This is a genomic window from Bacillus sp. MHSD_36, from assembly GCF_030757775.1.
Taxonomy (GTDB): Bacteria; Bacillota; Bacilli; order Bacillales; family Bacillaceae_G; genus Bacillus_A.
On record NZ_JAVBIS010000002.1, the window covers coordinates 879,971 to 894,629 of the forward strand.

Genomic DNA, 14,659 nt, shown 5'->3' on the forward strand with positions numbered 1-14,659 from the left:
GTATTACTCTGAAGCAAGTAGTTGCTGTAAATATTGATGCCAATATTCAGCTTCTGCTTGCTGCTTTTTTGTTGTATGCCATTGAATAGACAAAATCGTTTGTGCTATTACATACCATCTCATACGCTTAAGCAGCGATTCATCCATTTCAATATCATAATAACCGAGCCACTCACTCCACTCGCGGCGCGGAATATACCAATATAATAACATACCAAGGTCTAGAGCTGGGTCAGCAATTACAGCTCCATCCCAATCAATTAAAAACAACTCATCTTCATCCGACAATAACCAGTTGTTATGGTTTACATCACAATGGCATACAACGAATTCATTGTATTCAATCTCTTTTAATGAATCCATTAAATATTGAAGGCCTTGCTGAATTGTTTCATCATCCCTTATATCTCCTCTTAAAACGAGTTGCAGTTGTTGTAATAATTCTTGTGCGTGAAGCGGCTGCTTCCCAAGTCTTTGAATCATCTGTACAAGCGCTTTAGAGGAGTGTATTTTCTTCAAAAGTTTCGCAACACGTTCTAGTTTCATATCCTCTGGCTCTAGCTTCTGTCCCGGAAGCCATTTTTGAGCAGAAATTACATCACCGTTCGTTACCCTTCTTGTCCAAAGTAATTTTGGAACAATTCCTTCTGCTGACAATACCGCTAAAAAGGGCGATGTATTCCGCTTTAAAAATAACTTCTGTTGTCCGTTTTGCGCAATATATGCATCGCCCGTTACTCCACCAGCCGGTACAAGACTCCACTCTTTTCCTAATAATTGTTCCAACCATTCCATATTCATTACCCGTTAACAAATCCTTATCTTTTATAGTTATGAAAAGAAAAACCGCAACATTTCTACACATGTTGTGGATTCATATATATTTTACTGTAAATGAAAAGAAATTTTGGCATAAGCCAAAAACTCTCTATTTTATTTTACAAAACCAGTCATAGAATGACAACTTATCAAAATCGTCACCTTTGTCAATTCTACATTTATTACATTCTCATCGTCAAGTAGCGATTTGTCACATTATCGTCAATATATACGTGCTAATTGGAGCGAGCCTAAGTTCCTTTCCTCTAAATGAAGAAATTGGCTCTATTTTCGCTTGCTTTTCGTTTACTAACACATGCCACGTTTCTTCTTTCGGAAGTTGCACCGTTTTAGCTTCTAAACCGCTATTAAATAAAACGACAATCTCTTTCCACGGTCCGAACGATTCTGCATATTGCAGGTGATATGCAAGTACTTCTGGAGATGTTTGCAAAAATGTCATATGTTTTTTTATAAGGTCTGCGTTTTGTAATCGGAATGCTCCGTGCTCTTTACGAATTGCAATTAAACCTTTTATATAGTTAACAGTCTCTATCTCTTTCTCTTTTCGATCCCAATCTAATTGATTAATTTCATCATTTGCATTATAACTATTTTCATTTCCTTGCTTCGTACGATAAAACTCTTGCCCAGCATGTAAAAAAGGTATACCTTGTGACAAAATCACCATTGCACTCGCTAGCAGGTGACGTTTCTTCAAAATCTCTTCTGCCTCTTCATTACTGCGTATTAGTTTATCCCACATCGTCATATTGTCATGACATTCTACATAGTTAATGCTTTGCACAGGCTCTAGAAACAAACCTGTTTCCTTCATACTCAAAAGGCTTCCTGCTGCTATATACTGCAAATGATTACAGTCTACATGCCCACCAAATGCAAAACCACGCTTATTTATATGAAAGGTACTCCCTTTTATTCCATCACGAAATTGATCATTAAATTGCGCAATATACGGCATTTTCTTCGCATTATTTAGCGTTGCTTTTTCTTCAGCCGGAAGTGGTGTTTGTAGCTCCCACCCTTCCCCTAATAGCAATGCATCTCGTTTTATGTTTCGCACTTCTTTTTCTATTATGTTCATTGTATCAACATCTAAAATTCCCATTAAGTCAAATCGGAATCCATCAACATTGTATTCAGTAAGCCAATATAAAATAGACTCTACAATGAATTTCCTCATCATTTTTCGTTCAGATGCTATATCATTCCCGACTCCCGTCCCATTAGAAGGCATACCATTTTCACCATGACGAAAATAATATCCTGGGACAAGCTTTTCAAATGATGATAGCTCTCTTTCATAAACATGATTATATACAACATCTATAATTACTCTAATGCCGTGTTCATGAAACGTTTCAATTAACTGTTTGCACTCTACTATCCTGTTATACGGGTCAGAGGGATTTGTAGCATAATATCCCGTCGGTGCATTGTAATATAATGGATTGTACCCCCAATTATAGGCAGAAGCAGGATTCGCCTCATCTACACCACCGAAACAATATAAAGGCAATAGTTCAACATGTGTGACACCTAAATCTTTTATATGAGACAAACCTGTCAATGTCCCATTTCGTCCTGTTGTTCCTTCTTCCATTAACCCTTTATACGTTCCTTTTTTACTCACTCCACTGTTCGGATGAATAGTAGCATCACGAATATGCAGTTCATACAATACGGCATCTGTCATTGCTTGTAATGGTGGTAATTGCTCTCGTTTCGTTACAGTCGTCTTTTCTAAATCGATAACAATGCCGTACTTCCCATTTACAGTCACTGACTTTGCGTAAGGATCCACCGCTTCGTTCCATATTAAATTAATACAAACAAGAAATGTATACTTTTCCCCGGCTAAATCGCCCTGTAATGTATGAGTCCAAACTCCATTTTCTCCTCTATACATTTCATGATCGGTATATTCTTTATCACTTTTATAAATTCTTACTTTCGCAAGTCTCGCAGTTGGAGCCCACACTTTAAATGTCGTTGCTTCCTTTTGGTGCACTGCCCCTAAATCGGTACCTTCGTAATAATACTTTTCATCAAAAATCGCTGTTCTTATGACAGCACCTATTTGTAAATCCGTTTCTTCATTCCGTTCATCTCGTACTGTATAATATTTCCCCACATCCAGCGGCTCTTCTATAAAACACTCATACTTCGTTGCATCCGGAAGCGCAATTGTATGAGCAATCGGTAAATCTTTCACGTTACTTCCTTCTTGCAAACGAAATGTCCGACTTGTTCCATACGCATGTGGGAGCAAAATTGTAATTTTATTCATTTCATCTAAATAGGCATCAAATGGACGTTTTACTTTCAACATAAAAAAATCACCATCATTCTTAAAGTTAAATGAAACGAGCTGCAAATGATAAGGCTATTCTTATCAGCAAGACTCTATACAGTAACACATTATTCTTTATAGTATATTCACCTGTATAAAAAACGTTTTCATACATTCTATTTTTGTAATTTTATTTCAGCAATTGCTTTATATTTCGGTGTCTCCTTCACGTGAGATTCGTATAAAGTAATTGTATCCGCTTGGAATGATATTTCAGGCACTTCCTTTATATGTTCTAAATCAAACTTTTCTTCTCCTACCCATTTACGTGCAACAGTAATATGCGGATGATATGGGCGCGTATCTAAAGAAAATCCATTCCCTTCACAAATAGCGTGTATTTGTTTTTGTACTTGAAACAAATCTTGATTCTCGCTTACCTTCGCCCAAAAAATACGCGGCCTATCTTCCATACCGAACGTTGAAAATCCTTGTAACTTGAACGAGAGTTCCTTTGTTTCTGTAAGGGTTTGTAATCCATTCTGTATTCCTTCTAATTGTTCCTCTGTCGCACTCCCTAAAAATGAAAGGGTAATATGATAGTCGTCTTTATGTACCCATGAACGAAATGGTAATTCTCCCTGCATTTCTTCTTTATAGTTAGACAGCACTTCTTTTATATAATTTGGTAAAGTGATTGCGACAAAATAATGCGGCTCCATGTACATCTTCTCCTTCTTTCTATTGTTGCTTTTCTTTCTTATCTCATTCCATGAAAAAGAATCAAACTTCCCTACAAGTCTAACCAAGTTCAGGGCACGTTAATAAAGTGAAACTTTAATCAGTGGGGGGGTTCTCCATCCCCCACCTCAATTCTTTGCTTTCGCTGCATTTTGAGGTGGGGGTCTTACTGCCCATTAAAGCGGGATAGATGAAATTATATCGACATTTCGACAAGGAATATCGATTTAATAACAAACGACACGTAATAGAAAACCGTCCCAAAATATGTATCGGGACGGTCTCTTATTATTTATATATCTATTACTTCGCTAATTCATGAATTGCTTGCGCGTAAATTGCTGTCGCTTTTAATAAGTCTTCAATTTCAATATATTCGTCCTTTTGATGCGCAAGTTCTTCTTTTCCAGGGAATAGCGGACCAAATGCTACACCAGCTTTTAATGAACGAGCGTAAGTGCCGCCGCCAATCGCTAATAGCTCTGCATTTTCGCCTGTTTGTTCTTCGTATACGCGCTGCAACGTACGAATTAATACGTGGTCTTTATCAACGTGATGCGGACGAGAGTTTGAATAATCTGCTACTTCAAATCCATAAGTACTAACGTATTCTTTTAACTTCGCAATCATCTCTTCGAAGTTAGTCGTAACTGGGTAACGTACGTTTAATCCGAAATTGCCACCATTTTCTTTCGTATAAGAAAGACGACCAACATTCACTGTTAATGGACCACTAACTTCATCTTTATAAGCGATAGTAGCCTTTTCACCATAAATATCACCAATAAATGTTTCTGTTGCAAATGTTGCAAACGAAGCTCCCTTTCCATCAAGAGCGACTTTCGTTAAGAAGGTTGCCAGTAATAAACCTGCATTCTCACCCTTCTCCGGAGTAGACCCGTGAGCTGAAATTCCTTTAATTTGCAACGTCACCGTATTACTTTCTACAATTGCTTCACCTATTTTTTTAGCAGTTTGTAAATACTCTTCATATGCTACTGTAAGTGCATTTACATCTTCTCCAGTAACAACAGCTTCTGCAAAATCAGGAACCATATTTAAACGACGACCTGACTCGAACGAAACAAGTTCATATGTACCTTTCTTCTCTTCACTACCATTTTGCACAACTTGTATATCAGAAATACCTTTTTCTGCATTAATAATTGGAAAGTCCGCGTCCGGCGCAAAACCGATTGTTGGCATTTCTTCGTTTTTAAAGTAGTGATCTACACATTTCCAATTACTTTCCTCATCTGTTCCTAAAATCATACGAACGCGTTTTGAAAGAGGTAAACCTAATTCTTTCACAATTTTCATCGCATAATAAGCTGCCATCGTTGGGCCTTTATCGTCAATTGCACCGCGTGCAAAAATCTTTCCATCGCGAATATCCGCACTATATGCAGGAGTCGTCCAGCCATCGCCTTCTGGTACAACGTCAACGTGGCAAAGAATACCTACTAACTCTTCTCCTTGCCCCATTTCAAGATGACCTGCATACCCTTCTAAATTTTTAGAAGTAAAACCTTCAGTTTCTCCTTTATGTAACATGAAAGATAAAGCTTTTTCTACACCTTCACCGAATGGTGCGCCTTCTTTCGCCGATTCTTCTTCCCATACACTTTTAATTTGTAAAAATTGTTGTGTATCACGAATTAAATCATCTTTTCGTTTCGCAACTTCTTCTTTCCAATTAATTGCTGACATCACGCATCCATCCTTCACTATATTGTTTCTTTCATCATAACAAACCGAAATCTCTTATGCCATATACGAAAACTAAATACCGAACAATTGTAATATTTCAGATATTTCTCATTAGTTTTTCTTTTATTTTTCTAAAAAAATTTGCAGGAATTTGGCGTTTTACGTAGAATTTTATGTGTTAGTTGACTGACCATATATACAATGTCAACTACCAATATTTTTCTATATGAATATTTGTTAAATTTCTGTAAAATTTAAGTAGATTAAAGCATGAATTTTATCATGTAGAGTACAATGGTAGTAACGACCTTCTTTCCTGAATGGGGTCAAAAAAACTAGTAGAGGAGTGGTTTTCTCTTGAAACCTACAACTACTCGTATGCTAACACGCATTAAATCAATTTATATGTACATCAATGAAAACGGAACGGTAACGACGAAAGACCTTGTAGATGAGTTCGGGATCACACCGCGAACGATACAACGTGATCTAAATGTGTTGCAGTTTAATGAACTCGTGTATAGCCCTTGCCGCGGTAAGTGGACAACAACAGGAAAGAAAGTGAGAATGACCTCATAACGAAAAATAATTGTATGTAAATAAATACATACCCCTTTCTAACTCATTAGAAAGGGGTCTTTTCTGCGCCTAAAAACAGCACTATTTGTCAGTATCTACTTGATATGTTTTTAACATTTCTACTTCTTCATCTGATAGCTCTCGGTATTGTCCAAGTTCTAGCTCTTCATCTAATACTAACGGTCCCATCTCTGTTCTCTTTAGGTAGACTACTTTTTTCCCTACCGCTTCAAACATACGCTTCACTTGATGGAACTTTCCTTCTGTAATGACAAGCTCGATTTCAGAAATATCATCGCTTTTTAATATTGTAAGTGCACCTGGCTTTGTTTCATAGCCATCATCTAAAATAACACCTTTAGCAAACTCTTTTACATCCTCTTCTGTAACTACTCCTGCAACGTGTGCATAATATTTTTTCGGCACATGCTTTTTCGGAGATAACAATTGATGTGATAACTTCCCGTCATTTGTTATCAGTAAGAAACCCTCTGTATCAATATCAAGTCGTCCAACTGGGAACGGATCAAAGATTGCATCTTCTAACTCTAATAAATCTATTACCGTTTCATGATTATCATCTTCCGTCGCTGAAATAACGCCTTGTGGTTTATGCATCATTAAGTAAACAAACTCTTTATATTCCACAACTTCTCCGTGAATCATAACTTCTTGTTCTTCTACATTTACATGAACCTTTGCATCTTTCACTGGCGTTCCATCAATTTTCACAACGCCGTCTTTCAATAATTTCTTTACTTCTTTTCTACTGCCATATCCCATATTTGCTAATAGTTTATCTAATCTCACGTTTTTCACCTTCTTTGTTTATCATAGAAAAGGGGACGTAATTACGCCCCTTTTGATTTCAACTTTATTTTGAATCTATTGCCAAGTTTACGCTGGATTTTCTCTAATGCTTCTCCGCCAAATACTCTTTCAAGTACTCCTGTGCGAATTGCTAACAATCCGTAAACAAGACCACCAATACCTGCACAAATCACAACTGTAATAAGAGCGCCCATTCGGCTATCAGGCGAAATCATGAAGGATAGAATCCATTGTGATAATTTCACAGTAACGACCATTATAAATGTTAATACTGCAATTTGGAATGTTCTCTTATATACAACACCAAATGAATAATTTGCATATTTTTTAATTTGTTGGTTTGTGTACCAAACAGAAGCTAAGAAACCAACAGCTGTTGCTAGAATCGCTCCTACTGTACCGAAGTAACGAATAAAGATTACGTTACATACAAATTTCAAAATAACACCCATTATAAGCGCGATAATCGCGTGCTTTTGTTGGTTAATACCTTGCAGAATTGCCGCTGTTACTGTAAATAAAGCAAATAACAACGCAACCGGTGCATACCACATTAATACTTGTCCACCTAGTGGATCTGAATCGTAAAACGCAGTATAAATTGGATAGGCAAGTGATGAAATACCCACAACTGCCGGCAATGTTAAGAACATATTTGCCTGGAATGTTTGTGTAATTTGTAACTTTAAATAACGGTATTGTTTTTCAGTAAATGATTTTGTAATCGCTGGTACAAGCGTTAAACTAAACGCTGTCGCAAGTGATACAGGAATCATAATTAATTTATGCGTCCACATTGTGAAAATACCAAGAGCTCGCTCTGCAATATCTCCTTGACCAATCGCTTGCATAATGGAGTTAAATGTCAATGTATCAATTTGTTGATATAAAGGAATTGTTAACCCAATTACAACGTAAGGGATCGCATATGCAAATAATTCTTTAAATAATTGAACAGTGCTCACTGTCGATTCAGGTGCAGTTTGTTCAATTAAATATTGATCCAAATGTTTTTTACGTTTTAACCAGTACCAAATTAATACGCCGAGCGCTCCAACTGCTGAAACGAACGCTGCGAATGTCGCTACTCCTACCGCCGTTGCAACAGTACCGCCAAGTACTTTAATAACGATAAAACTACCCGCTAATAAAAAGACGATACGAATAATTTGTTCAATAATTTGTGAAACAGTAGTCGGCCCCATTGATTGGTGACCTTGGAAATAACCACGAATTAAACTCGCTGCTGGTACAACAATAAGTGCAAAACTTACAAGACGAATAATCGTCGTAACCTCTTCTACATTACTGTGTATACTTTGTTTACCGAGCATTGCTTCTGCAAACAGTGGCGCCGTCATGTATAGAACTAGGAACGAAAGAACTCCTGTTACTATCATCATAACCATTCCCGAGCGGAACATTCTCCGGCTCGTTTTATAATCGCCAAGCGCATTATATTTGGAAACAAATTTTGAAACAGCAAGCGGCACCCCTGCCGTTGCAATACTTAAAAAGATCGTATATGGAATGTATCCATATGTATAGAGCGTTCCGCCTTCTGTCCCTACTAATGCATGAAACGGAAAGACGTAAATCATGCCTAAGAACTTTACTAAAAATGTCCCTAGCGTAACAATAAGTGTTCCGCGCAGAAATTTCGAATCGGACATACAAAAATCCTCCTACATCTACATAAAGTGAAACTTTAATCAGTGGGGTGTTCTTCCCCACTGATTATTAGTTGAACCAATCGGGCATTTACGGGCAGTTAATCTCCCGCTGAACTTTAAGGCTGGAGCCTTACTGCCCGTTAATGCGGGGTAAAGTGAAACTTTAATTAGTTGAACTATGCGAGCATTTACGGGCTGCCAAACTCCCTTTTTATTTCTCTTACATCTTAAGGTTTTCGTCTTATGGCCCACAAATAGCAGGATAGTGCTGAACTCTAACTTTTGTATTGTACCACAATTCTCCCTTTAAGCAGTACTTCACTCTATTTTTCTTTTAAGGGAAAACATGCTATTCTTTTAGGCAGGAAATGTAGAAAATGAGGTCGATATATTATGCATTATGATGTTATTGTCATCGGCGGTGGTCCTTCTGGGCTAATGGCTGCAATCGGTGCTGCAGAAGAAGGCGCAAAGGTCTTACTTCTTGATAAAGGAAATAAATTAGGGCGTAAACTTGCGATTTCAGGTGGCGGTCGCTGTAACGTAACGAACCGTCTACCACTTGATGAGATCGTTAAACATATACCAGGAAATGGTCGCTTCTTATACAGCGCTTTTTCTATTTTCAATAATGAAGATATTATTACATTCTTCGAAAATCTCGGTGTAAAACTGAAAGAAGAAGATCATGGTCGCATGTTCCCTGTATCAAATAAAGCACAATCGGTAGTAGACGCACTTTTAACACGATTAAAAGACTTAGGTGTAAAAATCCGTACGAATACACCCGTTGAAACGATTGAATATGAGAACGGTCAAACGAAAGCAGTTGTACTACAAACTGGTGAAGTGTTAGAAACAAATCACGTCGTTATCGCTGTTGGCGGAAAATCTGTTCCTCAAACTGGATCTACTGGAGACGGATATGCTTGGGCTAAAAAAGCCGGGCATACAATTACAGAATTATTCCCAACAGAAGTACCAATCCTTTCAAACGAACCATTTATTCGTGATCGCTCCTTACAAGGTCTAGCTTTACGCGATGTAAACTTAAGCGTATTAAACCCTAAAGGAAAAGCTATCATTTCTCACAAAATGGACATGCTCTTCACTCATTTCGGCCTATCTGGTCCTGCTGCACTTCGCTGTAGTCAATTCGTCGTGAAAGCACTGAAAAAGTTTAAAACGAATACCATTCAAATGAGTATCGATGCATTGCCAGACGAAAATAGTGAACAACTATTCCAGCGCATGCTGAAACAAATGAAAGAAGATCCGAAAAAAGGAATTAAAAACGTTTTAAAAGGTTATGTACCTGAGCGTTACTTCCTATTCTTATTAGAAAAAAATGAAATTGATGGCAGCGAACAAGCTGGACAAGTTTCTCACGAAAAGATTCGTGCACTTGTGAAAGACTTTAAAGAATTTACTGTGAATGTAAATGGTACACAGTCAATTGAAAAAGCATTCGTTACTGGCGGCGGTGTATCCGTTAAAGAAATTAATCCGAAAGAAATGTCTTCTAAATTCACGAACGGCTTATATTTCTGCGGGGAAGTTCTTGATATTCACGGTTATACTGGTGGCTATAATATTACATCTGCTCTTGTTACTGGTAGAATTGCCGGAACAACAGCTGGAGAAAACGCGAAAATGCAATATTAAACTGAGAAACAGGGATTCCTGTTTCTTTTTTTATAGGTACATAAAATTATATCGGCGATTTTTCAAATATCCCCTCCCCCAAACTTCCCATTGCTTTTTTGTTGCTTTATATACCTTAGTACCTTTATATTTTATATTGTTGAATATTTGAAAAAGGGTAAGGGGAAAACATATGAGAAAAAAAGTCATGATGTCTTTAATGCTAATGACGTTTCTTTCTGCGGTAGAAGGAACGATTGTTAGTACAGCAATCCCTCGTATAACGAGTGATTTGTCAGGCGTTGAACTTGTTAGCTGGGTTTACGCAATTTACATGCTTGCCACAGCAGTTTCAACTCCAATATACGGAAAGCTCGCTGATTTATTCGGCCGTAAAAAAGTTTTACTCATTGGAGCTACAATCTTTTTAGTCGGTTCTGCACTTTGCGGCGTCGTTACATCGATGGAACAATTGATCTTCTTCCGCGCACTTCAAGGTATCGGTGCTGGTGCTGTTATGCCGATTACAATGACAATTATTGGAGACTTATATAGCGAAGCGAAAGACCGCGCGAAAGCACAGGGCTGGATGAGTGCTGTTTGGGGTGTATCTGGTGTTATCGGACCGTTAGTAGGTGGATTTTTAGTTGATTCCCTATCTTGGCGTTATATTTTCTTCTTAAACGTTCCATTCGGCATTATCGCTTGCTTAATGATCGCCATTTACTACAAAGAATCTATTAAGCCCGCTAAACACCATATCGACTATCTTGGTGCAACAGTCTTCTCATTAAGTACAATCGCTCTACTATACGCATTATTAACAGGTAGCAGTAAGCAAAACTGGGGAGATATAACAATTATCGGCCTATTAATCTTCGCCGTCGTTTCATTCATTATTTTCTTATTCATCGAGAAAAAATCTCCGGAACCATTAATTCCGCTAGCACTTTTCTCTAACCGTACATTATCTACAATAAACATATTAACGCTTATTGCTGGCGCAATGATTATTAGTATTACAATGTATCTTCCAATTTGGAGCCAAGGTGTATTAGGAAAAAATGCAACGGAAGCTGGACTTATTTTAATGCCAATTCCTGTTATGTGGACATTTGGTGCTATCTTCTCTGGTAACTTAGTAGGAAAATTAAAAACGAAACAAATCATTTTACTTGGAGCTAGCATTTTATCAGTCGCTACATTCTTATTATTTACATTATCAACACATTCACCATCGTTCCTTATTTATGTAGCAGTCGGATTATTCGGCTTAGGAATGGGGCTTGTGACACCGATTTACATGGTAACAATTCAAGCAGCCGTACCAGCTCATACACGCGGAACAGCCGTTGGTTTAAACACATTCATTAATACATTTAGTCAAACGTTAGGTGCTGCAATCTTTGGAACAATCTTCAATACGATGATTCACGCGCGTGGCATTAAAAACCTTGATCTTGTATCTGGCGGACACGGCGGGGCTACAGCAAGTGTAGCAACTGAATCACAATCCGCATTAGCAGCAAGTGTACACGTCATTTATATGAGCACTTTCGTATTAGCAGTGTGTACATTAATTATCGCTTGGCTTTTATTAAAGCCAGCTACACAAACAAGTGAGCAATAATAAAGAGGATGACCATTTCGGTCATCCTCTTTTTACTCTTCATTCTCCACAATATGTTTCAGCATGAACAATTTATTATCCCAAAAACGTTCATAATATGAGAGCCACTGTTGTAATTCCTCTAATGGTTCTGGATGCAAGCGATATATCTTCTCTCTTCCGCTCTTTCTTCCGCTTACTAAATTCGCTTCTGAAAGAATATGAAGGTGCTTTACAACCGCAGTACGACTCATCGGAAAATGATCCGTTATTTTGGAAATCGGTAACTCTTTATCACTTAATAACCGTATTACTTCTCGGCGGGTTGGATCAGCAATTGCTTGAAATACATCATATTTCGCTGCTGATGAGGACACTTAACCTTCGACAACCTTTTTCAGTTTTTCGTTTACAATCGCTACCCAGCCACCGCTCATTCTGTCGCGAATAATAGAGCTCTTCGCATTTGCTTTCGGAAGAATTTCATCAGGATGTTTCCAGCCGCCGTGAATTAACGTAAATTCTGTTTTATTATCTCCTAGGTCTTTCAAATGAAATGAAACAACCCAGCCATCTGTGTCCCATGAGAAAGATAGATAGTTTGGCTCATCAATTTCTAGCACTTTACATGGTGATGGCCCAAATGGTGATTGCACATGAAATTCATGTCCTACCTCTAATACAAAATCATTTGGCATAAACCATGACGCAATCCCTTCTGCAGTTGATACTACACTCCATACTTTTTGAATAGACGCGTTAAAAACGATCGTTTGTTTAATATCAGTTAATGTATTTTGTTGTTCCATTTTCATTCTCCTTCATTTGGCACTTAAACATAACACCTTTTGGTTTCACTTTAATGATATAACACCTTTTAGTTTCATGTCAACACTGATTCTTTTTTACTGTTGAGAAATTCTCAACATTTTTTCAACAGGACAAACACCCTCTCAGCATTCCTTCATAATATACTCACAAAGGCAACAAAAAATAAAAACTTCTCTCAACATGAAACTCCATCATTCATCTTGAAAGAAGTGCCTTACGTATATCATGCGTATTTCGTCTCTCCTCCTTCCCTCAGGGACACTGCGCGAGATATGAAAAAATCAGAAGGAATATGCCCACCATTTGAGTAGGTAGTTATTTCTCTTCTCCTCAACATTTCCTTAGGAGCGAAATGACTACCGACTCACTTTTTTCAAACAAAAATAAAAAGGGGATGAAAGCTATGTTCTATTGCATTAACTGCTCTGACATTCACCATGAAAAACATCCGAATGATAAAGTATTCAAAAACGGTTTTTATATTGATCCATTTTTAGGTGATCGTTATCACCTCGGTATGTGTAAAGATGCCCAAAATCATGAAACAGGGGAGCCTCTTTTAACGACGAAGAAATTAGGCACAACCCAATCTATTATGAATGTATTACCGACACATGTTGTCCCAACATAAAGCATAAAAAAGAGCTGGGTTATCCAGCTCTTTTTTATGCTTTATAAACGATCATTGCTGAAAAACAATAAATTTGGTTTTCGTCATCGTTAATGGAAACACCGACTTGGTACTTAATATCTACAAAGTTACTATCATCAATCTTTTTCAAAAAAACATTTACGGCGTCTTCTAAGTCTTTCTCGTGACTTTCATCAAATACTTTCACACGAATCATGTTAACACCATCCTAGATCGCAGCCCTCCGCCGCTTGATTATTGCCACGGTGCGTATCTATGATGCGATAAAACTTTCCGTCTTCATATATATATCCGTCTTCTAACACATATTCTTTACCTTCAGTATAGACATAAAACTTACCTATCATAAATTTACTCGTATATAATTCCAAATAATCTGGTCTAAATTTAGCTACAACTTTATTTGTAATATCAATTTTTATTGTGCGCCCCACCTTCTCTCCCTCCTTTGCAAAGAACGGATTTAGGTATATTGTATTAGCGATTTTACATTTTATGCTTAAAAATAAGTGGATATGCCTTCCTTCTTCACCTGTACTATTTTTCTAAAAAAATCATAGATAAGTAAGAGCAAAAAATATAAATAAAAAAGAGCTTTTACTTATTGACTATAACATTAACATTATGGTATTATATAAAATTTGACTTTTTTATATACTTATGATATCATTAAAGATGGTTACCACATATGGAGGTGGATGATTTGTTTCAAATTGGTGATAAAATTGTTTATCCAATGAACGGCGCAGGAGTCATCGAAGCCATTGAAGAGAAAGAAATATTAGGAACAATACGTCAATATTGTGTGATACGCATCATTAGTAAAGATATGCAAGTAATGCTTCCTATGGATCAATTACAAAAATCAGGTATTCGTTATATCGTAGATAAAGGTACGTTAGATGATATACTTCTTGAATTTCAAAACGGGGAATCAGATACATCACTTTCCTGGAAACAAAGATATACAATGAATATGGAAAAAATGAAAAACGGCAATCTGCAAGATAGCGCAGAAGTTGTTCGGGATTTACTTCGCCGCAATAAAGAGAGAGCTTTAAATGCGAGCGAAAAACAAATGCTAGATAATGCCCGCAAAATGATGATTAGCGAAGTTGCACTTGTGCAAAATGTTTCTGAACATCAAGCAACTGAATATCTTCAAGATACAATAAATCATTAAGTTTAAAATAGCTGGCCGCTATTTTTTTTTTGCAGAAAAAAGGACAAAGAGCTAAAACTCTTTGTCCTTTCCT

15 protein-coding genes are annotated in these 14,659 nt (G+C 37.2%); 5 read left to right on the top strand and 10 right to left on the bottom strand.

Annotated features, from left to right (window positions below; genetic code table 11):
- Positions 1-3 precede the first annotated feature (3 nt).
- The 4 genes from Q9B79_RS12700 to pepV all read right to left on the bottom strand — a co-directional run bounded on the left by Q9B79_RS12700 (position 4) and on the right by pepV (position 5,584).
- Entirely contained in the window at positions 4-801 is a 798-nt protein-coding gene (locus tag Q9B79_RS12700) for a phosphotransferase family protein (RefSeq protein WP_306184666.1), read from the bottom strand.
- Between the two features lie 229 nt (positions 802-1,030).
- A complete protein-coding gene (pulA, locus tag Q9B79_RS12705) occupies positions 1,031-3,172 on the bottom strand; it encodes a type I pullulanase (protein ID WP_306184668.1) in 2,142 nt (713 codons plus the stop codon).
- 137 nt (positions 3,173-3,309) lie between these two features.
- Positions 3,310-3,855, bottom strand: a complete 546-nt coding sequence (gene thpR / locus Q9B79_RS12710) for an RNA 2',3'-cyclic phosphodiesterase (protein WP_306184670.1) — start codon at positions 3,853-3,855, stop codon at positions 3,310-3,312.
- 322 nt (positions 3,856-4,177) lie between these two features.
- A complete protein-coding gene (pepV, locus tag Q9B79_RS12715) occupies positions 4,178-5,584 on the bottom strand; it encodes a dipeptidase PepV (RefSeq protein WP_306184672.1) in 1,407 nt (468 codons plus the stop codon).
- 357 nt (positions 5,585-5,941) lie between these two features.
- Here pepV and Q9B79_RS12720 point away from each other — a divergent pair, with 357 nt between their 5' ends.
- Positions 5,942-6,163: a DeoR family transcriptional regulator gene (locus Q9B79_RS12720; protein ID WP_000805512.1), complete on the top strand. Its 222-nt coding sequence runs from the start codon at positions 5,942-5,944 to the stop codon at positions 6,161-6,163.
- An 81-nt stretch (positions 6,164-6,244) separates the two neighbouring features.
- Here Q9B79_RS12720 and Q9B79_RS12725 read toward each other — a convergent pair whose 3' ends face one another.
- Both Q9B79_RS12725 and Q9B79_RS12730 read right to left on the bottom strand, forming a co-directional pair.
- Positions 6,245-6,973: a pseudouridine synthase gene (locus tag Q9B79_RS12725; protein ID WP_306184676.1), complete on the bottom strand. Its 729-nt coding sequence runs from the start codon at positions 6,971-6,973 to the stop codon at positions 6,245-6,247.
- Between the two features lie 41 nt (positions 6,974-7,014).
- Entirely contained in the window at positions 7,015-8,667 is a 1,653-nt protein-coding gene (locus tag Q9B79_RS12730) for a putative polysaccharide biosynthesis protein (protein WP_306184678.1), read from the bottom strand.
- A gap of 393 nt (positions 8,668-9,060) precedes the next feature.
- Between Q9B79_RS12730 and Q9B79_RS12735 the strand changes: the two genes are divergently transcribed.
- Positions 9,061-10,332, top strand: a complete 1,272-nt coding sequence (locus tag Q9B79_RS12735; protein WP_306184679.1) for a BaiN/RdsA family NAD(P)/FAD-dependent oxidoreductase — start codon at positions 9,061-9,063, stop codon at positions 10,330-10,332.
- Positions 10,333-10,504: 172 nt separating this feature from the next.
- Positions 10,505-11,941: an MDR family MFS transporter gene (locus Q9B79_RS12740; RefSeq protein ID WP_306184681.1), complete on the top strand. Its 1,437-nt coding sequence runs from the start codon at positions 10,505-10,507 to the stop codon at positions 11,939-11,941.
- Positions 11,942-11,973: 32 nt separating this feature from the next.
- Here Q9B79_RS12740 and Q9B79_RS12745 read toward each other — a convergent pair whose 3' ends face one another.
- Positions 11,974-12,297 (bottom strand): ArsR/SmtB family transcription factor, encoded by a 324-nt coding sequence (locus Q9B79_RS12745; RefSeq protein ID WP_306184683.1) that lies wholly within the window; start codon positions 12,295-12,297, stop codon positions 11,974-11,976.
- Positions 12,298-12,729: an SRPBCC family protein gene (locus tag Q9B79_RS12750; protein WP_306184685.1), complete on the bottom strand. Its 432-nt coding sequence runs from the start codon at positions 12,727-12,729 to the stop codon at positions 12,298-12,300.
- Between the two features lie 425 nt (positions 12,730-13,154).
- Here Q9B79_RS12750 and Q9B79_RS12755 point away from each other — a divergent pair, with 425 nt between their 5' ends.
- A complete protein-coding gene (locus tag Q9B79_RS12755; RefSeq protein WP_000498989.1) occupies positions 13,155-13,382 on the top strand; it encodes a DUF3973 domain-containing protein in 228 nt (75 codons plus the stop codon).
- 34 nt (positions 13,383-13,416) lie between these two features.
- On the opposite strand, the gene Q9B79_RS12760 is transcribed toward Q9B79_RS12755, so the two are convergent.
- Together Q9B79_RS12760 and Q9B79_RS12765 are read right to left on the bottom strand one after the other, a co-directional pair.
- Positions 13,417-13,599, bottom strand: a complete 183-nt coding sequence (locus Q9B79_RS12760; RefSeq protein WP_000621751.1) for a sporulation protein Cse60 — start codon at positions 13,597-13,599, stop codon at positions 13,417-13,419.
- A 1-nt stretch (position 13,600) separates the two neighbouring features.
- Positions 13,601-13,837, bottom strand: a complete 237-nt coding sequence (locus tag Q9B79_RS12765) for a DUF2553 family protein (protein ID WP_000533799.1) — start codon at positions 13,835-13,837, stop codon at positions 13,601-13,603.
- A gap of 254 nt (positions 13,838-14,091) precedes the next feature.
- Between Q9B79_RS12765 and Q9B79_RS12770 the strand changes: the two genes are divergently transcribed.
- Positions 14,092-14,586, top strand: coding sequence for a CarD family transcriptional regulator (locus Q9B79_RS12770; RefSeq protein WP_001998466.1), 495 nt, complete (start codon positions 14,092-14,094; stop codon positions 14,584-14,586).
- Positions 14,587-14,659 lie beyond the last annotated feature (73 nt).